27 protein-coding genes are annotated in these 24,378 nt (G+C 49.3%); 16 read left to right on the top strand and 11 right to left on the bottom strand.

Annotated features, from left to right (window positions below; translation table 11 throughout):
- The first annotated feature begins 140 nt into the window (after positions 1 to 140).
- Positions 141 to 1,538 carry a Fe-S cluster assembly protein SufB gene (gene sufB / locus ACEN86_RS15425; protein WP_127199889.1) on the top strand — a complete coding sequence of 466 codons (1,398 nt, stop codon included), beginning with the start codon at positions 141 to 143 and terminating at the stop codon, positions 1,536 to 1,538.
- Positions 1,539 to 1,753: 215 nt separating this feature from the next.
- Positions 1,754 to 2,083: a four-helix bundle copper-binding protein gene (locus ACEN86_RS15420; protein WP_495631480.1), complete on the top strand. Its 330-nt coding sequence runs from the start codon at positions 1,754 to 1,756 to the stop codon at positions 2,081 to 2,083.
- Positions 2,084 to 2,189: 106 nt separating this feature from the next.
- Here ACEN86_RS15420 and ACEN86_RS15415 read toward each other — a convergent pair whose 3' ends face one another.
- Together ACEN86_RS15415 and ACEN86_RS15410 are read right to left on the bottom strand one after the other, a co-directional pair.
- Positions 2,190 to 3,221, bottom strand: a complete 1,032-nt coding sequence (locus ACEN86_RS15415) for an HD-GYP domain-containing protein (RefSeq protein ID WP_495631479.1) — start codon at positions 3,219 to 3,221, stop codon at positions 2,190 to 2,192.
- Positions 3,222 to 3,320: 99 nt separating this feature from the next.
- Complete coding sequence (locus tag ACEN86_RS15410) at positions 3,321 to 4,046, bottom strand: molybdenum cofactor biosynthesis protein (RefSeq protein WP_495631478.1); 726 nt, start codon at positions 4,044 to 4,046, stop codon at positions 3,321 to 3,323.
- Between the two features lie 97 nt (positions 4,047 to 4,143).
- On the opposite strand from ACEN86_RS15410, the gene ACEN86_RS15405 reads away from it, so the two are divergent.
- The 11 genes from ACEN86_RS15405 (at position 4,144) to ACEN86_RS15355 (ending at position 14,023) form a co-directional block, all read left to right on the top strand.
- Positions 4,144 to 5,592, top strand: coding sequence for a bifunctional metallophosphatase/5'-nucleotidase (locus ACEN86_RS15405; protein ID WP_495631477.1), 1,449 nt, complete (start codon positions 4,144 to 4,146; stop codon positions 5,590 to 5,592).
- A gap of 35 nt (positions 5,593 to 5,627) precedes the next feature.
- Complete coding sequence (locus ACEN86_RS15400) at positions 5,628 to 6,455, top strand: undecaprenyl-diphosphate phosphatase (RefSeq protein ID WP_495631476.1); 828 nt, start codon at positions 5,628 to 5,630, stop codon at positions 6,453 to 6,455.
- 85 nt (positions 6,456 to 6,540) lie between these two features.
- Complete coding sequence (locus ACEN86_RS15395; RefSeq protein WP_495631475.1) at positions 6,541 to 7,644, top strand: HD-GYP domain-containing protein; 1,104 nt, start codon at positions 6,541 to 6,543, stop codon at positions 7,642 to 7,644.
- 219 nt (positions 7,645 to 7,863) lie between these two features.
- Entirely contained in the window at positions 7,864 to 9,000 is a 1,137-nt protein-coding gene (gene yfkAB, locus ACEN86_RS15390) for a radical SAM/CxCxxxxC motif protein YfkAB (RefSeq protein ID WP_495631474.1), read from the top strand.
- 16 nt (positions 9,001 to 9,016) lie between these two features.
- Positions 9,017 to 10,375 carry a hemolysin family protein gene (locus tag ACEN86_RS15385; protein WP_495634319.1) on the top strand — a complete coding sequence of 453 codons (1,359 nt, stop codon included), beginning with the start codon at positions 9,017 to 9,019 and terminating at the stop codon, positions 10,373 to 10,375.
- 200 nt (positions 10,376 to 10,575) lie between these two features.
- The gene (locus ACEN86_RS15380) at positions 10,576 to 10,791 is read left to right on the top strand and encodes a spore coat associated protein CotJA (RefSeq protein WP_495634318.1); all 216 of its coding nucleotides are present in this window, start codon (positions 10,576 to 10,578) and stop codon (positions 10,789 to 10,791) included.
- A complete protein-coding gene (locus ACEN86_RS15375; RefSeq protein ID WP_495631473.1) occupies positions 10,730 to 11,071 on the top strand; it encodes a spore coat protein CotJB in 342 nt (113 codons plus the stop codon). The genes ACEN86_RS15380 and ACEN86_RS15375 overlap by 62 nt, the downstream gene beginning before the upstream one ends.
- A gap of 109 nt (positions 11,072 to 11,180) precedes the next feature.
- Positions 11,181 to 11,750 (top strand): manganese catalase family protein, encoded by a 570-nt coding sequence (locus ACEN86_RS15370; protein WP_495631472.1) that lies wholly within the window; start codon positions 11,181 to 11,183, stop codon positions 11,748 to 11,750.
- Positions 11,751 to 11,863: 113 nt separating this feature from the next.
- A complete protein-coding gene (locus ACEN86_RS15365) occupies positions 11,864 to 12,283 on the top strand; it encodes an Rrf2 family transcriptional regulator (RefSeq protein ID WP_495631471.1) in 420 nt (139 codons plus the stop codon).
- Positions 12,284 to 12,364: 81 nt separating this feature from the next.
- Positions 12,365 to 13,228 carry an SDR family oxidoreductase gene (locus tag ACEN86_RS15360; protein WP_495631470.1) on the top strand — a complete coding sequence of 288 codons (864 nt, stop codon included), beginning with the start codon at positions 12,365 to 12,367 and terminating at the stop codon, positions 13,226 to 13,228.
- A 108-nt stretch (positions 13,229 to 13,336) separates the two neighbouring features.
- Complete coding sequence (locus tag ACEN86_RS15355) at positions 13,337 to 14,023, top strand: HAD family hydrolase (protein ID WP_495631469.1); 687 nt, start codon at positions 13,337 to 13,339, stop codon at positions 14,021 to 14,023.
- 40 nt (positions 14,024 to 14,063) lie between these two features.
- On the opposite strand, the gene ACEN86_RS15350 is transcribed toward ACEN86_RS15355, so the two are convergent.
- From ACEN86_RS15350 to ACEN86_RS15325, 6 genes are read right to left on the bottom strand one after another with little or no spacing between them, the layout of a single operon-like run.
- The gene (locus ACEN86_RS15350) at positions 14,064 to 15,203 is read right to left on the bottom strand and encodes a YheC/YheD family endospore coat-associated protein (protein ID WP_495631468.1); all 1,140 of its coding nucleotides are present in this window, start codon (positions 15,201 to 15,203) and stop codon (positions 14,064 to 14,066) included.
- A gap of 20 nt (positions 15,204 to 15,223) precedes the next feature.
- Positions 15,224 to 15,724 (bottom strand): GNAT family N-acetyltransferase, encoded by a 501-nt coding sequence (locus ACEN86_RS15345; RefSeq protein ID WP_495631467.1) that lies wholly within the window; start codon positions 15,722 to 15,724, stop codon positions 15,224 to 15,226.
- Positions 15,725 to 15,737: 13 nt separating this feature from the next.
- Positions 15,738 to 16,856 (bottom strand): YheC/YheD family endospore coat-associated protein, encoded by a 1,119-nt coding sequence (locus tag ACEN86_RS15340; RefSeq protein ID WP_495631466.1) that lies wholly within the window; start codon positions 16,854 to 16,856, stop codon positions 15,738 to 15,740.
- Positions 16,853 to 18,226, bottom strand: coding sequence for a YheC/YheD family endospore coat-associated protein (locus ACEN86_RS15335; RefSeq protein WP_495631465.1), 1,374 nt, complete (start codon positions 18,224 to 18,226; stop codon positions 16,853 to 16,855). Before ACEN86_RS15335 ends, ACEN86_RS15340 begins: the two co-directional genes overlap by 4 nt.
- The gene (locus tag ACEN86_RS15330; protein WP_495631464.1) at positions 18,223 to 19,368 is read right to left on the bottom strand and encodes a YheC/YheD family endospore coat-associated protein; all 1,146 of its coding nucleotides are present in this window, start codon (positions 19,366 to 19,368) and stop codon (positions 18,223 to 18,225) included. Before ACEN86_RS15330 ends, ACEN86_RS15335 begins: the two co-directional genes overlap by 4 nt.
- Positions 19,369 to 19,383: 15 nt before the next feature.
- Complete coding sequence (locus ACEN86_RS15325; protein ID WP_495631463.1) at positions 19,384 to 20,751, bottom strand: YheC/YheD family endospore coat-associated protein; 1,368 nt, start codon at positions 20,749 to 20,751, stop codon at positions 19,384 to 19,386.
- A 203-nt stretch (positions 20,752 to 20,954) separates the two neighbouring features.
- Here ACEN86_RS15325 and ACEN86_RS15320 point away from each other — a divergent pair, with 203 nt between their 5' ends.
- The 3 genes from ACEN86_RS15320 to ACEN86_RS15310 all read left to right on the top strand — a co-directional run bounded on the left by ACEN86_RS15320 (position 20,955) and on the right by ACEN86_RS15310 (position 23,152).
- Positions 20,955 to 21,299 carry a YlbF/YmcA family competence regulator gene (locus tag ACEN86_RS15320; protein ID WP_495631462.1) on the top strand — a complete coding sequence of 115 codons (345 nt, stop codon included), beginning with the start codon at positions 20,955 to 20,957 and terminating at the stop codon, positions 21,297 to 21,299.
- Positions 21,300 to 21,388: 89 nt separating this feature from the next.
- Entirely contained in the window at positions 21,389 to 21,673 is a 285-nt protein-coding gene (locus ACEN86_RS15315; RefSeq protein WP_495631461.1) for a hypothetical protein, read from the top strand.
- A 141-nt stretch (positions 21,674 to 21,814) separates the two neighbouring features.
- Positions 21,815 to 23,152: a DRTGG domain-containing protein gene (locus ACEN86_RS15310; RefSeq protein ID WP_495631460.1), complete on the top strand. Its 1,338-nt coding sequence runs from the start codon at positions 21,815 to 21,817 to the stop codon at positions 23,150 to 23,152.
- Between the two features lie 5 nt (positions 23,153 to 23,157).
- On the opposite strand, the gene ACEN86_RS15305 is transcribed toward ACEN86_RS15310, so the two are convergent.
- The 3 genes from ACEN86_RS15305 to ACEN86_RS15295 all read right to left on the bottom strand — a co-directional run bounded on the left by ACEN86_RS15305 (position 23,158) and on the right by ACEN86_RS15295 (position 24,373).
- Positions 23,158 to 23,454, bottom strand: a complete 297-nt coding sequence (locus ACEN86_RS15305) for a YtpI family protein (protein ID WP_495631459.1) — start codon at positions 23,452 to 23,454, stop codon at positions 23,158 to 23,160.
- A 92-nt stretch (positions 23,455 to 23,546) separates the two neighbouring features.
- On the bottom strand, positions 23,547 to 24,035 hold the full coding sequence (locus tag ACEN86_RS15300; protein WP_495631458.1) for a sporulation membrane protein YtrI: 489 nt from the start codon (positions 24,033 to 24,035) through the stop codon (positions 23,547 to 23,549).
- Between the two features lie 8 nt (positions 24,036 to 24,043).
- Positions 24,044 to 24,373, bottom strand: coding sequence for a YtrH family sporulation protein (locus tag ACEN86_RS15295; protein ID WP_127199908.1), 330 nt, complete (start codon positions 24,371 to 24,373; stop codon positions 24,044 to 24,046).
- Positions 24,374 to 24,378 lie beyond the last annotated feature (5 nt).

Here is a 24,378-nt window from a genome sequence, read left to right as displayed (position 1 = left end):
GTGATCAGACTTCTACCATCAAAAAATTCAATCAAGAAGTCTGAGAACAACAGCGATCGTAAGAACATTTCATACGCCTGGCTAGCATGTAAATCGTTAGCTCAACTTATACAGCAACCAACCTATAGGAGGTAATTACAATGGCCAAAAAAGCCCCGGATATGGAAGAGTATAAATATGGCTTCCGTGACGAGCACAAGGCGGTATTTCAGTCTGGTAAAGGACTGACCCCTGAGATCGTTACCGAGATTTCAAAGATCAAAAATGAACCGGAATGGATGCTGGACTTCCGTCTTAAATCCCTGAAGCAATTCGAGAAAATGCCAATGCCTCGTTGGGGCGGAGATCTGGATGATCTGGATTTCAACGATATCCAGTACTATGTTCGTCCTTCAGAGAAGCAAGGTAAGACTTGGGAAGAGGTTCCTTCCGAAATCAAGGAAACCTTTGACAAGCTGGGTATTCCTGAAGCTGAGCAGAAGTTCCTTGCCGGTGTATCCGCTCAGTATGAGTCTGAGGTAGTCTATCACAGCATGCAGAAGAACCTTGAAGATCAAGGCGTTATCTTCACAGATACCGATACGGCTCTGCGCGAGCATCCGGAAATTTTCCGTGAATATTTCGGAACAGTTATCCCGCCAGCGGACAACAAGTTCGCAGCATTGAACAGCGCCGTATGGTCGGGCGGAAGCTTCATCTATGTTCCTAAAGGTGTGAAATGTGAAGTTCCGCTGCAAGCGTACTTCCGCATCAACTCCGAGAACATGGGTCAGTTCGAGCGTACGCTGATCATTGCAGACGAAGACAGCTTCGTACACTATGTAGAAGGCTGTACAGCTCCAATTTACAGCACGAACTCCCTGCATAGTGCGGTTGTAGAGATTATCTGTAAGAAGAATGCACGCGTTCGCTACACCACGATTCAGAACTGGGCACCTAACATTTATAACCTGGTTACGAAACGTGCGGTAGCGGAAGAGAATGCGACTATGGAGTGGGTAGACGGTAACATTGGTTCCAAGCTGACCATGAAATACCCTGCCGTAGTTCTTAAAGGCCGCGGCGCTAAAGGCAGCGTGCTCTCGATCGCTGTAGCAGGTAAAGGCCAGCATCAGGATGCAGGCGCCAAGATGATTCACCTGGCTCCTGACACAACGTCTACCATTGTCTCGAAGTCCATCAGTAAGCATGGCGGTAAAGTAACTTACCGTGGTCTGGCTTCCTTCGGACGCCAAGCTGAGGGGGCTAAATCCAATATCAAGTGTGATACACTGATCCTGGATAACGAGTCAACTTCAGATACAATTCCTTATAACGAAATCATGAACGATAACATTGTGCTCGAGCATGAGGCAACCGTATCGAAGGTATCGGAAGAGCAGCTCTTCTACCTGATGAGCCGTGGTCTCACTGAGGCGGAAGCGACTCAGATGATCGTTATGGGCTTCATTGAGCCGTTCACCAAAGAACTGCCGATGGAATATGCGGTAGAAATGAACCGTCTGATCAAGTTCGAAATGGAAGGTTCAATCGGTTAAGCCCTTTGAATCGAGGCTTACAGAGAATGCAAAATAATTAATCCGATTCAGATTCGGGTTTAGCGAAGAAGGCGAACTTTTAGTTCGTCTTCTTCTGTTTTTTTTGTGATATTAAAGGGATTTGATTGACAGATTTAGGTTTTCTGTAAGATATCATGTTTAATAATGGGTCTATCGGGTATTAAAAAAAGAAATTAAAATAGGAGGTTAGCTACATGGCACACGAACAGTATCAGACTGCTGTAAGTACTTTGCACGACTGTATGGCTGCTTGTAATCATTGCTTCGATGCATGCTTACGTGAAGAAAATGTCGGGATGATGGTTGAGTGTATCCGTTTGGATCGAGAATGTGCTGACATTTGCGGGTATTTGGAACAAGCCATCATGAGGGGCACTCCGTTTATCACACAACTGGCTCAAGCCTGTGCAGCGATTTGTGAGGCATGTGGCGAAGAATGCCAAAAACACGAAATGGAACATTGTAAGAAGTGCGCTGAGGCATGTTTTAAATGTGCAGATGTATGTAAGAAACTTATAGCATGAAATTTCGACATAAAGTATGGTTAGCAGAAGGGTTTCCTATAAAAAATACGTGTCCGACTAATCGGACACGTATTTTATGCTTTTGCACAGATGTGCAGTGTGAGCTCTACTCCATAAATACTTCCTGAATATCAATGTTCATCTCACGCGAAAGATCGGCGAACCGGGTGTCTGTCTTCACAAGTGGACGGAAGAAATCCGAAGGATTGGTCATGACGATGGAGCCCAGTTCCCCAGAGGAGAGACGTACGCGCTTGCCGATAAAGTTAGGCAGCATATGGCGGATGAAGGCCTGAGTCGGCTCTGCGCTGAATTTGCCAAAGCTTAGTCTGTAGAGTTCATGCAGTACCGTGATAAGCTCCTGCTTGTTCTGATAGACCCGATTTGAGGTCATGGCGCTGTATACGTCGGCAATGGCAGTGATTTTGGCAAAAGGATGGATCTCTGAGCTGGTCAGGCCATTAGGATACCCGCTGCCGTCTTCGCGCTCATGATGCTGGATAGCTACAAGGGCGGATATCTCATCTTTGGTGGAATTGCGTATAATTTCATACCCGTAGTTGGTGTGGCGTTTAATTTCTTCATATTCTTCTGCAGTAAGCTTGCCAGGTTTGTTCAGGATCTCAGGAGAAATCATGCTCTTGCCAATATCGTGAAGGAATCCGGCTTTACCTGCTTTGTAAGCTTGCTCATGGGGATAATCCATCCAGAGAGCAATATAGTATGACAGCATACCTACCTGCATGGAATGGTTGTATGTATAGTTGTCTTTCTTATCAAGCAGGAGTAGAAGGGAGACGACATCTTTTTGGGAGGTTAGATCCTGCATTAACGGGTTAAGAAGATCATCCACATCGTTCTCGTCAAATTTGCCGGTTGTTAGCGATTCCAGAAAAATACTCTCAAAGGCATCAATGGCGTCATTGAACTGAATCTCCATCTTATCTATAGATCTTAGTGGAGGTTCTTCGGCCACAGGCAGCTCGACATCGACATAGTCAATACTGTGCTGTACGAGCTTGACGATGGATTCATCAGAGAGTACCGTGCCTTTCTTCAGGACAAATACTCCGTTATTATTAAAAATATCATTCTCTATCCGATCACCTGGAGCCAGCTCCATCACGTGGCGACGCATAAATTTCCCCCTCATTCGACCTTATTTGCTATTCATTTTAACAGGAAATATTTGGACTGACAATGATTTTAATAGGCTTAAAGACACCCTAATGGGTGTCTAAAGAGGGGTAGTGGGATTCCATGGTCCCTGTTGATGGCCTTTCCACTCAGATCCATCTTCCCAGATTTCCTTTTTCCAGATCGGGACAACCTGCTTCAGACGTTCAATCGCATAACGGCTTGCCTCATAGCATAGGTCACGGTGAGGGGAAGATACGGCGATGATCACGCTGGTCTCAGCAATACCCACTTGACCGATCCGGTGACTGATAGCACATCTCGTGTCCGGCCATCTTTCCTGAATTTCTTTTCCAATCGTCTGAAGTCCGGAAAGAGCCATGGGAATATAAGCTTCATATTCAAGATGAACGGTACGCTGCTCTCCGGTCATTTCACGTGTGGTTCCGACAAAAGATAGCGTTGCCCCGTGATTAGCGGTAATGACTTTGGAAGTCACCTCATCAACAGACAGCGGAGCACGTGTAATAACATACTGTCCATCTTGGGAACGATAAGTTTCATTCGGATCCAGGCCATCGCCACCGGATACCGGCGGAATCAAGGCAATCTCATCGGCAGACGTAATCGGCTGCTGAGGAGCCGCATACTCTTGATTGACAGCAACAAAGGACACGCCAATAAGCTCTGCTGCTGCAGGGTAGGTATCAGCCAGCTGTTGTTTTAGATCGGAAGTGGTTGGGGATTCTCCTGTGAGTTCAAATTCGATCACGGATGAACCAATGCGGTCAACAAGACCTGCGAATAACTTTAGGGTTAGCTGCATGATTTTTCACCTCGGAATGCTTTCTAAACTCTTTTAATATATCATAGATATAGGGAAGTAAGGTTACAAGCCAGATTAGGAAAAAGGAGGGGCGTTCATGCCGCCGGAATCGATTCAGAACAAGTTGACGATACTCCACACTAACGATTTACATAGTCATTTTGGCGTTATGGCCCGGATTTCCTCCATGGTCAATGAGGAACGTGAAGGTGAAGGAGAATTCCTGCTGTTCGACATTGGGGATCATATGGACCGGATGGCCGTGGAAACCGAAGGTTCCATGGGACAGGCCAATGTGGACATCCTTAATTTAATGGGTTACGATGCGGTGACCATTGGCAATAACGAAGGGCTGACCTTTACACCAGAGCTGCTCTCACAGGCTTATGCAGGTCTGACCTGTCCGGTAGTGTGCTGTAATATCAGAGAGCGGGATACGGGGCAGGCCCCGGTATGGATGAAGAAGCATACGGTTATTCATAAGGCTGGCTTTAAGATTGGAGTCATCGGCGCCACAGCCCCCTATGCGGAATTCTACAGGCTTCTGGGATGGGATGTGCTTGACGCGGCAGCGGAAATTGCTCAGCAAGTGGAGGCTTTGAAGCGTAATACAGATTTCATCGTGCTGCTCTCCCACCTGGGGATTCATACCGATAAAGAGCTGGCAGAACAGATCGATGGCCTGGATCTGATTCTTGGCGGGCATACCCATCATCTGCTGGAAGAGCCGCTGAAGATCAGGGATACTTATTTGGCGGGGGCGGAGAAATTTGGACATTACCTGGGCAGAATTGTCTTGGCCCCAGACCACCGGACAGGCAAGCTAAGTCTGCTAAAGGGCTGCTGCTTGCCTGTGCAGCCGGGGAGAGAGGATTCAGAGGTTAGCACAGCCATTGAAATTCATGGCAAGCATGCTAGGGAGAGACTGGAGCAGACCGTAGCCATTACAACACAGGAACTGGGTATTCAGTATGCGGTGGAGTCTCCGCTCGGCAACCTGCTCGCACAAGCAGTCCGGAGATTTACGGGCAGCGCGCTCTCGCTGGTGAACTCCGGGCAGCTGCTGGACAGCCTCCCAGCAGGTGAGATCAGCGCTGGTATGCTGCACGCACGCTGTCCTTCGCCAATCAATCCCTGCCGGATGCGTCTTCGCGGCGAGCATATTTTGTACAGTCTGGAGCAGTCTCTGCTTCCTGAATTCTCAGAAAAAGTTATTTATGGCTACGGGTTCCGCGGAAAGGTGCTTGGGAATTTATGTGTTGACGGTCTGGAGGTCTTGTATAATCCCTCAGCGAAGCCTTATCATAGAATCGTTCAAGCGAATCTGGGCGGGGTTCCGATAGAGCCTGAAGAAGAGTACTTGGTAGGAACGCTGGATATGTTCACGTTCGGGATTGGCTACGAGCGGCTTACACAAGGCACGGATAAAGTGTACATGTTGCCAGAGTTCATAAGGGATTTACTTCGTACAGAGCTTCAGGAGCCGGGAGCGGTGGACAGCAGTTTTTTCAAGAGATGGGCAACAATTCAGGGTGAGGTAAAATAATAACGGTCTTCACCCGATATAATTAGGAGGATGTTATGAGTTTAATCGTGGCAATTATTTTAGGTATTGTTGAGGGACTAACGGAATTCATTCCGGTCTCCTCTACCGGGCATATGATTCTGTCAGCCAAGCTGATGGGATATAATGACCAGTCTCCGGAGATGAAGACCTTCGAAATTATTATTCAGCTGGGCGCTATTCTGGCCATCGCCATTGTATATCGCGAGCGTATCTTAAATCTGTTCGGACTGAAGAAGGATAAGCAGCTCTTCAAGTCCCAGGTTCCTGCGCGCAAGCTAAATTTGGTCCATGTTATCCTCGGGTGTCTTCCAGGTCTTGCTGTCGGATTTGTATTCCGTCATCAGATTAAGGAATTGTTCAGTACGAGTACGGTACTATGGGCGCTGGTAGCCGGCGGTGTGTTCATGATCTTCGCGGAATGGTTCGGGAACAACAAAGCCCGCGTAACAGCCAAAGAGATCGATCACCTGTCCTACGGTCAGGCACTTCTGATCGGATTCTATCAATGTATTTCTATTCTATGGCCGGGATTCTCGCGTTCAGGCTCAACCATTGCCGGAGGTATGCTGAGCGGAGCCAGCTATAAAGCGGCTGCGGACTTCTCTTTCCTGATCGCAATTCCGATGATGTGTGCCGCGTCCGGCTATGAACTGCTTGATTCCTACAAATATATCACCGGCAGCACTCTGGGATACTTTGTCCTCGGATTCATCGTGTCCTTTGTAATTGCTTATGTGGTAGTTGTAGCGTTCCTTAAGCTTCTGCAAAAAATAAAGCTGAGACACTTTGCTTACTATCGCTTTGTGCTTGCAGCAGTATTCTGGATTTTTATTATGCGTTAATCGGTTCGTCAATCGTTACTCCCTCATGCCGGGAGCAAGGGGTCTGACAACTGAGTAAAATTGCTTAAGAGATGGAGTGACCCACTTGCGGCTAATATCTATTACATCGCTCCAGCCGGGAATGAAGCTGGCCAAAAAAATTTACAACGATGAAGGCCTCATTCTCCTCTCGGAAAATGCTGAACTTAATGACAGCCTGATTCGGCGCTTGAAAGAACTCGGTCTGAATCAAGTCTACATTGCAGATCGTCTGACCGAAGATGTGGCCATTCCCGAGATGATCTCCGAAGAAACCCGGCGTCAGGCCATGCAGGAGATCCGCACAAATTTCCGGAAGATTACGGAATCTTCAGTGAAAGGCAGGGTCTACCCCTTCCTCGGCAAGTCTTTCCTTAAAGTGGTGGAATCGATCTTGTCTGATCTGTCCTCCAGGGAAGACGTCATGATTATGATGATGAATATTAACAGTACGGATCACTATTTATACCGTCATTCCTTGAATGTCTGCGTCTATACTTTATTACTCGGGAAGGTTCATGGCTACAGTAAAGAAGCACTGTCTGTGCTTGGATTAGGCGCGCTGCTGCATGATATCGGCAAGACGAAGATCCCTGCGTCGATTCTGATGAAGCCGGAACAACTTACAGATTACGAGTTCGACCAGATGAAGCTGCATACCGAGATCGGCTTCAAAATGCTTAAGGATGAGCCTGGAATTCCCCTGGTTGCAGCACATTGCGCCCTTCAGCATCATGAACGGATCAATGGCAGCGGATACCCAAGGGGAGTCAGAGAGAATGAGATCCACGAATATGCCCGTTGGATAGCCATTGCGGATTCATACGATGCGATGACGACACACCGGGTATATCGCTCTGCTCTGCTTCCTCATCAAGCTACAGAGATGCTGTATGCAGGCTGCGGCACATTATATGAGAAAGAGAAGCTGGAGGTATTCCGCGATCATGTGGCTATCTACCCTCTTGGCATTACGGTGGGTCTTAGTACAGGAGAGCAGGGCGTTGTCGTCAGAATTAATCAGGATGTTCCACAGCGTCCGGTGATCCGTGTGTTCTCGGGACCCGAAGGTGAACTGCTTAAAGTACCTTATGAAGTGAATTTGGCCCTCAAATTATCCGTTGTAATCACCTATGTGGAAGGCACCGAGCCGGAACTTGCATATGTATAATTACATAGTCACGGAGCCGAGCCCGTCCTCTGAAGGACGGGCTTTGCTATGTGGGTGCCGTGCGCACTTGACAAGATCATGATATGATGAGATTTAAGAAATTTGAGAATGATATGGAATGGATTCAAAAATTTTATACATATGTATATTTTCTTAGTCTGGTCTGCATTGTTAAGTTCATTCCATATAGGTTAATAAAAGAAATAAGGTGTGTAAATCATGAGTATAGTTAATTTTTCATCAGGTTCTCAGCATGTCATGGATCCGGGTAATGATCCCTGGGATCCGATTGTATCTCTCCGGGAGCACGGACGTCACGTGCTTACGAGTGTGGAGATGACCATCACGAATCTATGTAATATGCGCTGCGAGCACTGCGCTGTGGGTGACAGCCTGGTCATGGTGGAACCGCAGCAGATTCCTTTGTCTCTGATTCTGAAGAGGCTGGACGAAGTCGAACATCTGAAGACGATTAGTATTACAGGCGGTGAGCCTACTTTTCGTAAACAGACCGTAGACGAGAAAATTATTCCGCTGCTTCGTTATGCCAAGGAACGAGGGATCAAATCACAGATTAATTCCAACTTGACTTTGGATTACGAGCGGTACGAGAAATTGCTTCCTTACCTGGATGTCATGCATATTTCGTTCAACTACACGAGTGCGGATGACTTTCATGAGATTGGCTTTGCCCGCAGTGGACACTCCGTCAAACGGGAAGTGGCTGAGCGGATGTATGAGACGATGATTGAGAACTCGATCAAGCTTAGTCAGGCGGGGATGTTCATCTCGGCCGAGACGATGATCAATTATCGTACTTACCGCAAGCTGCCGGACATCCACCGCATGATTCTGGATATGGGCTGCAAAAGACATGAGGTGCATCCTATGTACGCGGCCGATTTTGCCGAGGGACTGCCGATACTGTCTTTGGAGGATATGCGCAGTTCCATTGATTCGCTTCTGGATGAACGGGACAAGGACACTTGGATGCTGTTCGGAACACTTCCGTTCTTCGCATGCAGCCCAAGTGAGCCGGAGCTGAAATTGATACAGCGTCTAAGAACTGAGCCGAAGGTTACTGTTCGGAATGATCCGGATGGAAGAAACCGTGTCAATGTCAATATGTTCACAGGGGAAGTATTCGTGACAGACTTTGCAGCCATTCCTTCGTTTGGCAATGTGGATACAGAAAGTCTTGATCAGATCTTTAACAAGTGGCTTCATACCCATCCGCTTAACAAGACAGTCAACTGTTACTGCGATGCTGCGGGGTGCTGTGGTCCGAATTTGCTTGTGAAGGATATGTATTATAAAGACACGGATTTCAAATCGCGCTCAGCGATCACATTATAGAAACGGGGCGTTCGTGTTGCACTCAGATATTGAAGTGGGAAAACTCTTCTTAAATTTGCTTCTGGTGTTTATTCTGGTTTTCTTAAACGGAGTCTTTGTGGCAGCTGAGTTCTCGCTGGTCAAGATGCGCCAATCGCGCCTTACCCAGCTGGTCAGCGAAGGGAACCGCCGGGCAGGCTTTGCCCTGAAGGTTAACCAAAGACTGGATGCTTACCTGTCAGCTACCCAGCTCGGGATTACGCTGGCTTCGCTTGGCCTCGGCTGGGTGGGGGAGCCGGCCATATCGGAATTACTTATTGAACCCCTCATGTACAAGATGGGCGTCACGGATGGCACTTTAATTACCACCGTATCTGTGGCGGTTGGATTCTGTATTATTACGTTTTTACATATCGTTCTGGGAGAATTGGCTCCTAAATCCCTGGCTATCCAAAAAACAGAATCGACCACTCTTTGGTTGTCGGCTCCTCTGCTGTACTTCTATAAAATCTTTATGCCGGTCATCTGGCTCCTGAATTCGGCGGCTAACGGTATGCTCAGGCTTGCAGGGATTGAGCCTGCAAGTGAGGCAGAGGCTGCTCACTCCGAGGAAGAAATTCGGATTCTGATGAATCAGAGTGCGAAGAGCGGGGTTATTGACAAAGATGAGATCAAATTGATGGACAATATATTCGATTTCTCGGATCTGCTCGCCCGTGAGATTATGCTTCCGCGTACAGATATGGACTGTCTCTACACGAACCTGTCCTGGGAAGAGAATCTGAAAATTGTCAGTGAGACCAAGCATTCCAGATATCCTGTAGCTGTGGAAGACAAGGATCAGATTATTGGTTTTGTTCATATTACAGATCTGCTTCTGCCTGAGCACGGTCATGGAAATAACTTGGAACAGCTGATCAGGCCGATCCTGAATGTCCCGGAATCGATGGAGATCAGTCAGGTGCTGAGACTCATGCAGAAGAAGCATTCTCAGCTTACGCTTGTCGTGGATGAGTACGGGGGCACGGCTGGACTTCTCACTGCAGAGGAAATTCTGGAGGAGATAGTTGGAGATCTCCACGATGAGTTCGAGGATGAGCGTCCGGAGATTGAGCTGCTGCCTGATGGCAGCTATTCGGTAGACGGAAGAATTCTGCTGGAGGATGTGAATGACTTAACCGGCATCGAGATTGAGGATGACGAGGTCGATTCCATCGGCGGCTGGCTGTTCAAAGAACTGGAGGGAGCTCCGGTTAAAGGGAAAAAGGTACAAGTAGGCCGGGTGATCTTCGAGGTTGCCGAGGCAACAAGGCTTAGAATTACCCGCATTCAGATTCGCCAAATTGTGAAGGTGCCGGAGACGGAAGAGAATCAGGAGCAGGAGAAGGATCATTAAACTTTACGGCAAATGAGCAGGACTCCTTTTGGAACGAAGATTCGTTCTGAAGGGAGTTCTTTGTTTTTTTGTTCTGTAAAGAATTAAAGGTTCATAATCTGGGCGAATGACATATGTTAAAAAAGGAAGGGCTTTGGTTTGGTAAGGAGTGTCGTTGTCTTAAAGATTAAGGATTTTATTGAAAAGGAGGAAAATGCGTGATGCATCCACAGGAAATTGCCTGGTATCCTTTCATAGGCCCTTGTGATCCTTGTCCGCCCGTTACCTGCAAAACATATTCTACTCCGCCGCATCTTTTTATACAGTTCCAGCCGCCGAATCTGCCCCAGTTCAGTCCAAGAGAGGCTCTTATTCATGGCACCTTATGGCCAGCCCTGTACAGCCCGTATGAATCCAAGTGGGGAAAGGGACGGTGAGAGCATGAGCGCACCTGAAAAACCAGTGTGTGATCCGCAGTACTATGAGATGCTTGAGAAGCTTCAATCCCTGGATTTCGTTCTTGTGGAGCTGAACCTGTATCTGGATACGCACCCGGATGATCTGCAGGCCATTCAGCAGTTCAATATTGTAACCCAGGAAAGAACCCAGCTCGCTGAACATTTCCAAAGGCTGTATGGACCCCTTCAGAACTTTGGCCGTGCTTATTCCAAATATCCATGGCAATGGTCGGAGAGTCCTTGGCCGTGGCAGGTGTAACACCCTGCCTCTTTTTAGGATACAGCCGTTAGGTCTAGCCGAAACCTGCAAGTAATCCTCCACTGTATTTAGACAGTGGGAGTTCAAGCTGAAGGAGGTCATGTGCACCATGTGGGTATACGAGAAGAAATTGCAGTATCCCGTGCGGGTAAGCAAGTGTGATCCGCGGATGGCAAAATATCTGCTTGAGCAGTATGGGGGCGCGGATGGCGAGCTTTCCGCTGCGCTGCGCTATTTGAATCAGCGATACACGATTCCCGATAAGGTTATTGGTCTGCTTAACGATATAGGGACTGAAGAGTTCGCCCACCTTGAGATGATTGCCACGATGATCTACAAGCTGACCAAGGACGCCACAGTCGAGCAGATGGATGCCTTGGGACTGGGAGAGTATTATGTCGCCCATGACCACGCCTTGTTCTATCAGAACGCGGCCGGTGTTCCTTGGACCGCTGCGTACATCCAAGCCAAAGGTGACCCGATCGCCGATCTGTATGAAGACATCGCTGCTGAGGAGAAGGCCCGGGCTACATACCAATGGCTGATCGACATGACGGACGATGTGGATCTGCAGGACGGACTGAAGTTCCTGCGGGAGCGCGAGATTATCCACTCGCTCCGCTTCCGTGAAGCGGTGGAGATTCTCAAGGATGAGCGGGATAACAAGAAAATTTTCTGACAGCGGGAAAGTGGTTCGCGAGAGCGCGGATCACTTTTTTGTATGATATGCATATTAGAAATTGACCTCATGCCTTAGTTGGAACTATAATGGTTACAACGGTGGTGACTAACATGAAGCAAATCAGTACACGCTTTTCGATTGCTGTGCACACTCTTTCTCTTATTACGGTCAATCCGGAAGCTTGTACCGGAGACTTCATTGCAGGTAGTGTTAATACAAATCCGGTCATAATCAGGAGAATTTTGGGGATGCTGAAAAGGGCTGGATTAGTTGACGTACGTCCCGGAGTGGGCGGAGCTTTTTTACGCAAGGACCCAAACCAGATTACACTGCTGGACGTCTACCGTGCTGTGAATGTGACCGAAGAGAACCAGCTATTCCGAATCCACGAGAATCCCAATATTGGATGTTTAGTTGGAAGGAATATAGAGAATGTTCTTCAAGATGAATTGCGAGATGCTCAGTCTCTTATGGAACAAAGACTGGCACATACGACAATAGGTCAGCTGGTTAATAAGTTTGAGAAATAAAGCTCCTTTGTGAGCTCTTATTTTATACATTCGTTGTAACCAATATGGTTATGACAAAAAACTTTAGGAGGGAATAATAAAATGAAATTATTAGTGACTGGGGCAACAGGCAAACTGGGAAGCAAAGTAGTCGAGGCGCTATTGAAATCCATACCGGCAAGTCAGATTGCTGTCAGCGTTCGGAATCCGGAGAAGGCGGAAGGTCTTCGCGCCCAAGGGATTGACGTGCGTTTGGGTGATTTTGATCGTCCAGAATCTTTGGATTCGGCATTTGCCGGAATTGACCGGTTGTTATTGATCTCTACAGATGTGGATAATGACACAAGAATTCGTCAACACCAAGCTGCTGTAGCCGCTGCAGAGCGTGCCGGAGTGAAATTCATTGCGTACACTAGTATAGCGAACGCTAATGAAAGTAAGAATTTCCTTGCTCCTACGCATAAAACAACAGAAGAGGCGATTCTTAAAACAGGGATTCCGTACTCTTTTCTGCGTAACAACTGGTATCTGGAGAATGAGATTCCAAGTATTCAGGGTGTAATCGCAGGAGCTCCGTGGGTAACTTCAGCAGGAAATGGTAAAGTGGGCTGGGCGATGCAGCAGGATTATGCAGAAGCAGCTGCCGCTGTATTATCCGGACAGGGGCACGACAATACAATCTACGAGCTGTCAGGCAAGTTGTTAACTCAGAACGAGATTGCATCGGCTCTGGGTCATGTCTTAGGTAAGGAAGTGCCTTTGCAGCAGGTTGATGATGCGGCTTATGCAGATATTATGAAAGGTGCGGGACTCCCGGATTTCCTCATCCCTATGCTTATTGGCATTCAGAAAGGGATTCGAGAAGGTACACTGGAAATGGAGAGCCGTGATTTTGAGAAGCTGCTTGGCCGGCCGGCAACGCCGATTCATGAAGGCCTAAGTCAAATTGTAAGCAGCATTTCTTAATAGATTAATTCGGGGTCCCTTTAATTAAGAGGTCATTTGCAACCGGGCAAATATGTCGTATATCATAAGTTCAGGACCATAATACATATGGAATGAAGGGACTGAACCATGGATACAACCAGACGACTGAACAAGCCGGAAGCAATGATCTTTGATATGGATGGAACTCTGTTCAAGACGGAGAGTCTGCTCGTACCCGCCTACCATCGGATGTTTGAAGGACTCCGCAGGGAGGGACTGTATGAAGGGGAGGAGCCTCCTGTGTCGCGCTTAATGGACAGTGTGGGCATGGTGATGGATGAGATTTGGGCCAGAGTTCTCCCGGATCATGACAAATCGGTACAGCAGCGGGCGGATCAGCTGTTCCTTGAGAATGAGATTAAAGGGCTTAAGGAAGATCCCACTGAGCTCTATCCGGGCGTGGCCGACACTTTAAGAGGCCTTAAGGAGCAGGGAGTGCGGCTTTTTGTAGCCAGTAATGGTCTGGAGCCTTATGTAAAAGGGGTATCAGATGCCCATCAGATCATGCCCTTATTTGAACATATATACAGCGCAGGGGAATATCAGACAGCCTCCAAAGTGCATCTGGTTGAACTGCTGCTCCGTCAGCATGGAATCAAGACTGCGTGGATGGTCGGGGATCGTTCCTCGGATGTGAAGGCAGGGAAGGAGAATGGCCTAACGGTCATTGGATGTGCCTATGCGGGCTTTTGCGGTGAAGATGAACTGGAGGGATCGGATATGATTATCCACTCCTTCAGCGAGCTGCACGATCTATACAGCCGATCCGTGTAGAATACTTGAACGGTTCTAACCCAATGACGAACAGACCTCGCTATTCAGCGGCGGTCTGTTTGTCGTTCTTATTGTCATCCTTATTGCCGTTCTTTTTATTATACTGCCACAGCGCATATTCCAGCGGCCTTGTGATGGCCTTTCGGTAGGCCTCCATATCTCCTGACAGTGCAAAAACCTCACGAGCTGGCTTAGGATTCACTTCGAGAACGTAGATGTGACCCTGTCTGTCAATAGCAATATCCAGAGCCAGCTCACACAGAGCATCATAGGTGTCCTCCAGATATTTGGCAATCTCCAGACAGAGCTGATCGGTCTCCCGGCGGATCTCACTTCGTCTTTCTTCCGAAGGGAACCACAGCTTGAGCTGAGTATTCATAGGCACGGCATGGCCGCCGCCATGTATATTCGATGTAACGCTGCGCTGGACACCTACACGTCCTGCTCCGCCGGTTACCTCCCACTCCCCTGAGCCGTTCTTTTGCACAAGAACCCGGTAATCGTGAACCCGCCCGTTAGGCAGCTGAATGCGAATTCCTTCCTGTACAATATAACGGCTGTATGATTTCCAGCTCAGCAGATAGGGGCCGAGACGGGAAGGATGCAGCTTTTGGGGAGAAATGATCTTTCTCTGCGGATTGCGGCCCTGAATTTGATAGAGCTTGGGACCGATCTTCTCAATCTTCAAAATCCCGCGTCCACCTGTACCATTAATCGGCTTGAGGTAGATGGGATTGCACCGCTTAAGCAGCTTATATACATCACTTAGGTTATTGAAAAGCACAGTATCAGGCAGATGCTCACGGAACCTCGGCCTCTTGGACAAGACCTGGTGAATCGTCCATTTATCGCGGAGCGGGCGATTGAGAAAGTGAAGATGGCCGTATTTGGACCTGAACTGCTTCAGCTGTTCAAATCGCTTGCTCTTCTGGATGCGGCACCGGTCAAAGATGACATGCGGGAATTTGCGCCATTTTCTGGACCATTTCCGGCTCAGGGGATCATAGATCAGAGCATGGATTAGATCCTTGCTCGAATGGACATCCGCAGGGGTAAAGACGAAGACATCTAGCCCAAGCTTCTGGCCTTCGGTGATCATCCGCTGGTAAATGGAGCGCTCCTCCAGATGTTTCTTCTCATTAAGGTATAAAGTAAGAATACCCAAGACAGGTTGTGACAACTGTGCTCACCTTCTTCAGATCAAGTTTGGGGTACTGCCGCCGCACCCGGATGTGGGTCAACCTGCTGTCCTGCTTCTAGGACCAGAGTGGGCTTGCCGGTTGGCCCTGGGACCATTCTTGTGGCCGTGAGCCCGGCATTGAAGCACATTTTGAGGCTGGAGGGATTATCCAGAGCAACCCTGCAGCTGAGCCTGCCCATCTGCAGCTGCTGCGCCTGAAGCAGTCTGGTGCCAATATGCCGGCCCCGGTACAGAGGGTGGACGACCACAATGCCAGCGTGTTCACCATATCCGGTCATTAAGCACAGCCCCGCGAGGCGGGTGCCGTCCTCGGTGGAGACGGTGGCAATGAACAGTGCGCACCCCGGCTGCCTAAGGACGGCCGGGGTGAGCTTTTGCAATTCACGGTAGGCACTCCGGGTAATTCGGCTGCCTCCATACTTCCGTGTGAAGCTGAGAACGGAGCTGTGTACTCGGCTCCAGGAGCTTTCCTCAGTAGACATGATTAAGGTAATATCCATATTCGTTATCCTCTTAAGAATTATAGGATTGCTTGACAAGATACTGACTGTACTGGAAGATCCGCTCCAGTGATTTCTTGCGGATATGGGGCTCATCAAATTTCATTGGTTTGGCATTGGCCTCGAAGAACCAGATCTTCCCTTCCATATCCACGCCCAGATCCATGGACATTTCACCAAGCATATGTCCGGACCCGCGCTCAATCTGGCGGGCTATAAGCAGCGCATTAGACTTAACGCGGTTCATCATGCCCGAAGTGAGCTCCCGGCCGAAGACCAGAGCCAGCAGCTCCTCAGGATCCTCCACACTGCCGCCCTGCGGAACATGGGTCGTAATTCTGCGGTGTCCAGCCTGCCTTGCTCCTATTCCGGTGACGAGCCATTGGCCCTTGCCATTCTTCTGAACGAGGACCCGGAGGTCGAACTGCCGCCCGCTATGAGACACCAGTTCGATCCCTTCCTGAACGATATAATTCGTCATGCCTATCTCACTTCGGATTCTCTTCCAGATCTCGGAGAGGGAAGAGGATTTAACCACCATGATTTTGCGGGGAGACTGAATCGTGAGCTGTAAGGGGCTGGGCTCATTCTCGACATACTTCAGTCTCATAATGCCCTTGCCCGCCTTACCGCTTTCGGGCTTGAGATACAGGTTCGGATAGTTCCTTATCATTACCGAGAGGGCTTTATAACCGGTCAGCCTCTTGGTGGCCGGGACGAACGATTTGGTGGAGTGGGATTTCTTCAGCCAAGCGAACAGTTCCCACTTATTGAAGAAGAAAGGATTAAACAGATGAATATCCGGATGAGCCAGGCAAGCCTCGATTTTTCTCCGAACGGCGGGTCTTTCTTCTGCTTTTCGCTGAGGAATCCGGTTATAGATGACATTGGGAAGAGGGAACCACTGCTCCTCCCAAAGCTTCTTTTCCGGTAAAAACGTATACCCGAGCACTTTATTCCCCGACAGCTTCAGATCCCTGGAGGTAACGACAAAAACGGGGATATCCATATCTCTGCCTGTCTTGACGATGTCCCGGAAGTTTTTGCGGTTGCCCTGGAATCGCTTGTATTTATCGTGGCTTGTTAATATGGCAATGAGCGGTTTGGGTTCCTCCTGCGACCAGGCAATCATATGCCTTCCCTCCGGCGGAATTTGCTTAAGTACAAGCAGTGTTCCAGGATGTGCTCTACCGAGGCTTTACCTTCGGCGCGGAGCGAAGGGTGACGGAAAATGGAACGTCCAGGCTTGGCATTGGCTTCGAACATCCAGATGTTCTCGTCTTTATCGATGCCAAAGTCAAAGCCAATTTCACCGATGAGATGCTGATCGCGGGCCTCAATGGCTTCGGCTATCGTAATCGCGGTCTTCTTGGCATTGTTCAGCACTTCCTCGCCTCTAGGACCGAATACACGGGTGAGTGCCTGCTGGGGTGTAAGCAGGGAACCCCCATTCTTCAAGTGGGTGGTTACACTGCCTTTACCAGCCTTCTTGGCGCCAATTCCAACCACAACCCATTGGTTCTTGCCGTTCTTATGCATATGAAAACGGAAATCTAGCGGGCACGCATCAATTTCTATTAGCCGAATTCCCTGCTGAACTACATAACTGCGCAGCGTCCGGCCATGCCGGGTCTGCAGCGTCTTGATAAGGCTGCTGAAAGTGGCGAACCGCTGCAGCACATTTCCCTTGGTGCTCCGGTAACGGGCATAATAGCCCCGTTTGGGAACATAAGATAGCCTGTAGATTCCTTTTCCCAGACTTCCAGCCGAAGGCTTATAATACACGAAAGAATGGCGGTCGAGCATATCCTTGATCTGTTCGGGGGTAGGATTCATATGGGATTCGGGAATATGCTGAGCGGCGAGCGGATCATTCTCAAGCAAACGGTAAATATCCGATTTATTGAAGAAACTCCAGTTGAAGAAGGGGATTTTCTTTCTGATGAATCTCTCTCTCAGCTGATTAATGGATGAGGTTGTCTCGGCCCGTCTGCTGGGAAGCCGGTTGTAGACTACATCCGGGAGCGGCACCCGTTTTCTTGTGAACCGGTCCGTCTCAGTCAGAAAATACCCGTTGACCGTCTCATCCTGCCAATCAATATCCCGGGGTGTAAAAGCGAAGATATAAGATTGATTGCTGCCCTCGCGCAGCAATTGCTTGATGAACCCGGTTCGCGAACCGAAGGGATTGATCAGCGAGCTGGTGCCGTCAGACAGTATACCGATCAGCGGTCCAAGCTGAACTTCCCCCGCATCCAGATTGCGCAGAAACACGCCTCCGGACATCGGAACCTTGATGCCTTTCCTTACTCCTGAAGCCAGGTACAGGTGGTTACCCTGTTTGTTGATCGGTTTCACGAGAGCGGGAATACGCTCGCCGCCAAGTCTGAGCTTTACTGACTTTTTGCCGGATAGCTTGAGGCTCTTCATCAGTGCGCCGGAGACATAGACGATCTTCTGGGGCTGCTGCGTGAAATGAACATTACAAAAGGTCATGCTCATGAATTTACCCTCCTAAGTTGCCGGAGCCACAGATAGCGGGCGTATCTGACCGGATTTTCTACCGATTCACGCGCGCTCACGGGGTCTCCGATTTGAAAAAAAGCGGAACGTCCGGGTTTGGAATTCACCTCGATAATCCACACACGGCCATCCCGGTCTACTCCGAAATCAATGCCAAGCTCAGCAAGCCGCCCAAAGCAGCTTTCCAAATGTTCAGGAATGTCAGCGGACAAACGCCGGATGGTGTCAAATATCCTCGCTGCCGCCGGCTCTCCGAATTCCTGATTCATAAAACGGCCTGCTCCTACCGCCGTCCCACCGCCGTGCAGATTGGAAGTGGCCGAGTTCTGCCCTCCCAGCCTGACGGCCATGCCGGTTAAGCCCCAGCGGCCGGACTCATTCTTTTGCATCAAGACTCGTATATCGAAAGGTCTGCCTTTCGAGTTCGTTAGCTGCAGATAAGGCTGGATGATGAAGGCACGTTCTCCCATAAATCCCTCAATCCAGGCTGCACCTGTCTTCCAATCATGGAAATGCTTGTGGAACTGAACGTTATGGCTGTCTCTGCCAATCACCGCCAGATCCTGGCCATCCCCCACCAGACGCACATGCAGGGTCATCTTGCCATGTGTCCCGCTGTGAGGCTTGAGAAATACTTCATGATTATGGTGTAACAGCCATTTGGCGAGCTGCCTTGAGCTTACGTACTTGGCTGTCTTAGGCAGATGAGGACGGAAAATCTCCTTCCGCTTCAGGCTTCGGTATACATTCCATTTGCCGGAAAGGCCTCTGGCTAAATATTGGAAGGGATATCCGTCTTCTGTTAAGCGGGCCAGCCCCTTACGGATGACCTGAAGCTGGCTGGGATCATGGTAGTTCACACGGTCATAAATGATGTCCGGCACAGGAAAAGTAACGGTGAGCCACTGGCCCCCGGTGTATTGATACCCTTCAAAGGTGGACCCGCTGTCCGGGATACCTTCAGCTGAGAACACATAGACCTTTAGATTGTGACGAGCTCCGGCCAGGGTAAGTCTGCGGCAGAAGAGGGTCTCGCCAAAGGGGGGCGAGCTCTCCGGATTCCCGGACACCATAACCCCCATTACGGCACCGTCTGCTGCTGGAGTGAGCCTTTGATTCATGACGGGTTCCCTCCTTTATGAACCGGACAGGTAGGTGGCGTAATCAATCATCCGCTTGACAGATGGACGAATCTTTCCGCTGGCAAGCGGAGTATTGTCGTTCTTGGACGGCTTGGAATTCACCTCAAGCAGCCAGACCTTCCCGCTTGTATCCATGGCCAGATCAATCCCAAGCTCACCGAAATGGGCCGGGATATGTGCCTCAATCCCCCCGGCTATATCTAGTGCGGCCTTCTTTAGACGAATGCCCGCCTTGGTCTTAACCTCTGCCGGGAGTGAAGTTTTGTTCACTGCATCCTTGACGGTGCTAAGAGTTCCTCCCCGGGCCAGATTGGATACGAAATGCTGTGTACCTGCAATCCGGGCCACGATGGAAGTAATCTCCCATTTGCCAAGCCGGTTCTTCTGGACCAGGGCTCTGAAGTCAACAGGTCTTCCCGTCAGATCGATAAGTGTAAGTCCCTGCTGGATTTGATATCGGGTGGTTTTCATTTTGCCGGAGAGTGAAGAGAAGAGCTTCGTTAAAGACTCGAAGTTCTGTCTGCGAGCGCCTCCGACCTGAGTAGCCAAGGTCTGATAGGTTCCCTCAGGATTCCGGGAAATGCGGATAATTCCTTTGCCGAGACTGCCCCTGATCGGCTTGAGGAATACGACAGGATAACGGCTGCACATCGCCTTCAGCATGGCATAATTACGGAACAAATGAGACTCCGGAAGATAACGAAGCAGGGTCTGGTCCGTCTTAAGTGCATCGAAAACCTCGGTTTTGTCCAGAAACTTTTCATTGAAAAAGTGGCTGCCGTACCGGGATTTTACTTCTTTCATGAAATGCTGTACGCTAGGTTTGTTCTCAAGCTTGCGGGAGGTCAGCCGATTGTAGAAGACATCGGCAGCGGGAAGATCGGTCTTGCGCCAGCCGTCGCTATATACCCACCCCTGGATGTGATCCGCATCGGGTCCGATGTGATCGGTGGTGAAGAAGTAAGCGTAGGCTCCCTGCTTCTTGCAGGCATGGATCATTTCCCGGCAGAACATCGTTATGGAACCAAAAGGTCTGTCAGGTGAATCGGGATAATCCCGGCTGATCAGTACGCCTATGAGTGGTCCGAGCCGCAGCAGAGAAGTGCCCCGCTTAAAGGAAAGATGCAGGGAGGGCCTGGATACAAGGCCCATTTGATGTGCTAGCCCTTGGCTGATTCGGATGCCGGCATACCTGGGAAGAGATAGCACCTTGACGTTTTGCTTGAATGATCCAAAAGAAAGCTGAAGATAGCGGTTTGTAGGAATTTTCCACCGCTTAACCATCATTTCCCCTAGGATTATGGTATCTTCGTCCAGTAATCCTGGATTCATGATCTGTACCGATACTTTTTTGGAGGACATGAAGTGGATCTCCTTCCAACCGCAACGGGTAGATGAACGTGCAGAATGAAGGGAATTCCTTCATCATTCTGCCGGAGAAGGGTGTCTGCGGAATGCATGTAATTCACTATATGAGGACATATACCCCTTGGTGATTGCCCCTTTTTTCCAGGACAAACTGTTTTGCAATTAAATCATTGATGACGAATCGGAGGACTGAAGAGATGAATATTTACGACAAGGCACATGAATTGGCACAAGCCATGAAGGACAGCCAGGAAGTACAGGAGATTACAGCGGCGGTTAAGCTTATCGATGCCGATCCGGAAAGCAAGAGAATGCTGGATGAATTCCGCAACCGTCAGAATGAGCTTCAGCAGCGGATGATGTCCGGTGATATGCCGTCACCAGAAGAGATGGAGAACATGGAGAAGCAGTTCGAAGTGCTCAGCCTCAACCTGAATATCCGCCGATTGTTCGACGCCGAGCGTCGTCTGAGCGTTATTATCCAGGACGTGAACAAGATTATTTCGGACAGCCTGCAGCATCTATACGGCTCCCAGATGTAAAATATTTTTGTTCAGCTTGTCTCATATTTTGGGCATCTCCTTCATAGAGTAGAAATATAGATTAAGAGAGCGAAGGAGATGCTGCTGTTATGATGAGACAGAGCAAATGGAAAAATGTAATTTATTTGTTGATCGCTTTAGCGATGCTTATTTATGCCCTGCCGATGATTTCATTTAAGCCGGGTGCGGGCTGGGTATCGGTGTTCGGCATGGCCTGGGCGGCGTTCGCCTTCCTGGTTATCGGCGCCCATCTACATTTCCTTCTCGGTGTCGATGCCGAGAAGCAGCGGGCGCTGGACCAGATCCGCAAGGCCAAGCTGATGGAATGGCAGCGCAAATGGCAGCGTGAGAAGGAAGAGAGTCAAGGCTTGTAAGCACCATTTGTGGTCGATAGACGAAGTAGGATGACTCAGGCGGGTCATCCTTTTTGATTTGCAGGCAGCCATGTGTATTTTATAAAATAACGATGTATAATAGATACAGAATAGTACAGATTTGATCGGAGGGTATAACAGTTGGAAGGGCACGAAGAGTCAATTACTAAGCATGAGCAGCTGCTTCAGCATATTGAAAGCTTAAATATAGGGACTAAAATCTCGGTCCGCAAGCTTGCCAAGAATCTCGGGGTGAGTGAAGGGACCGCCTACCGGGCGGTGAAGGAAGCCGAGAATTTGGGGATTGTGATTACCAAAGAGCGGATCGGAACGGTTCGTGTGGAGAAGAAACCGCGTAACATCTCGGATCAGCTCTCGTTCGGGGACGTGGTGGATATTGTTGAGGGTCACGTACTTGGAGGCGCAGAGCAGGGGCTTCAGAAGACGCTGCATAAGTATGTGATTGGCGCCATGAAGATTGATGCAATGGCCCGTTATATTGATGCGGGGAGCTTGCTGATTGTGGGTAACCGGGAGGATGCGCATTTCCTCGCTCTGGAGCAGGGAGCAGGGGTTCTTATCACCGGAGGCTTCGGAACCAGCCGCGAGGTGAAGCAGCTTGCCGACCAGCTGTCGCTGCCCATTATCTCCTCCAGGCACGATACGTTCACGGTCGCTTCCATGATTAACAGGGCGATCTTCGACCGTCTGATCAAGAAGAAGATTATGCTCGTAGAAGATATTATTTCTTCAAAAGTCAGAGTCAGTACGCTGAAGGTCAACAGCATTGTATCCGATTTTGAAGAGTTGTCCAAGGAGACGGGCTACCAGCACTTTCCCGTTGTGGATGAGTGGAACCGGGTTATCGGCATTATCAGCCGCAAGGATGTCGAGGACATGCCGGAAGAATCCAGTATTGAGAAGCTGCTCACACGTCACCCTATTACAGCGGGCATGCACACTTCACTGGCTTCAGCCGCACAAATTATGATGTGGGAAGGAATTGATTTCCTGCCGATCGTGGACCGCAATCGCAAGCTGATCTCCTCCGTGACCCGGAAGGAAGTTCTGCAGGCCATGCGTGATGCACAGAATCAGCCTCAGCTGGGCGAGACCTTTGAGCACTTGATGTGGAATGGATTCGCTGAAGAGCGGGGAGAGGACGGACGGTTATTTTTTCACGGGATGATCACGCCCCAAATGTCTACCAATCTGGGAACGATCTCACAGGGGGTTCTAACTGCGCTGTTAAGCCAGGCAGGCCTTAGTGCAGCAAAGGATGCTAACGGAAATGACCATATCGTGGACAATCTGACCACCTATTTCGTGCGGCCGGTTCAGATCGAGAACCCGGTTGTCATCTCACCCGTCGTGCTCGAGGTCAGTCGGCGCGCATGCAAGCTGGAAATCGCCATGACCCATCAGGACAGTCTTGTCGCCAAGGCGGTAATGACGCTCCAGTCTATTGATCATGCGTAGAGGTGCTAGGATTGTCTGCGGGTGTAGAAGCTGATATTGCGCAGCCCGGCAAAAATATTAAAAGCTCCGAGAACCATGAACAAGGCTCCGATGACGACGCGCAGCGACGATCCGGTGAACATGAACATCTGGATGATCGCCAGCACAATAAGCATCACGCCCATGCTGACATTGGTCTTGGCTGCATTCATCCCGCGTACAGCAGGGTCAAGGGAGCGCCGGGACCGGAAACTGAAATACACAGAACATACACAAGCAATGATTAATACAGCATAAAGTACGTATTCAATGGCTTGAATCATTTAGAAGAGCAGCTCCTTTATCAATGGGCATTCTGTTCTAATAATTGTAACACGAATGCTGATAGGGAATGAACTAAAGATTGCACCAGCGCTTAGCTGCGGATATAAGGCTTCACTTCGATCCAGATTTGGAGGATGCCTTCGCTGACGAGCATTGTCTTGATCTGTACGGCGTATTCTTTGTCGCGGACAATGTAGATTTTGCGGTTAAGGAAGGTTCTTGCCATCTTGGCATCCGAGTCAATTTCGAACATGCTGCGTCCGCGGAGGACCAGCAACTCCTGCTGCAATTTATGTACAATCTCTTTGGAGGCCACGGGATCAAGCGGATGCTCGCCATCCTCTACCCGGATTTTGATGGACTTAATAATCGTCTGGCGCTTGCTGAATTTCTTCATCGTCTTCAGTTCGTCCTGTGACTGACTCAGCTCAATCTGCAGATCCTTGTTCTCGATCCAAAGCTGATTATAGCTAAGATGAAAGATACTGTTATAGATAACGGCTCCAATCACCATTCCGATGATAAATACTGAGGTAATTTGAGTGAAGGAGCGAACCCGTTCGTTGGGACTCTTGTTCATGCTCTCCGTCACCCTTTCCCCCCGCCGCAGACCCACTTCACAAGCTCAGAACCCAGATGGGCACCGATAAAAGCAAACAGCAGAAAAAGGATCTGCTTGATTACCGGAGACAGATTCCCGTCAAAAAAGTTGCTCTCTATAACCCTCATCGGATCAATGGTTCCGCCGATCGCTGCGGCCAGTGCCCAAATCTTGATGCGATCCGATACATCCAGCATCGTCTGGGTTGGCGGCTGAAGCGAGACGACCGCCCCGATGCCTCCCAGCAGCGATCCCCCCAGTACAATTCCAAATGCTATGAAAAAGTCCAGCAGTGCTTTGCTTATAAAGGTACTCATGCCCT

Source organism: Paenibacillus sp. Paensp111 (assembly GCF_059492195.1).
Note: the sequence above shows the minus strand (reverse complement) of the source record. Positions and strands in the feature narration are given on the sequence as shown.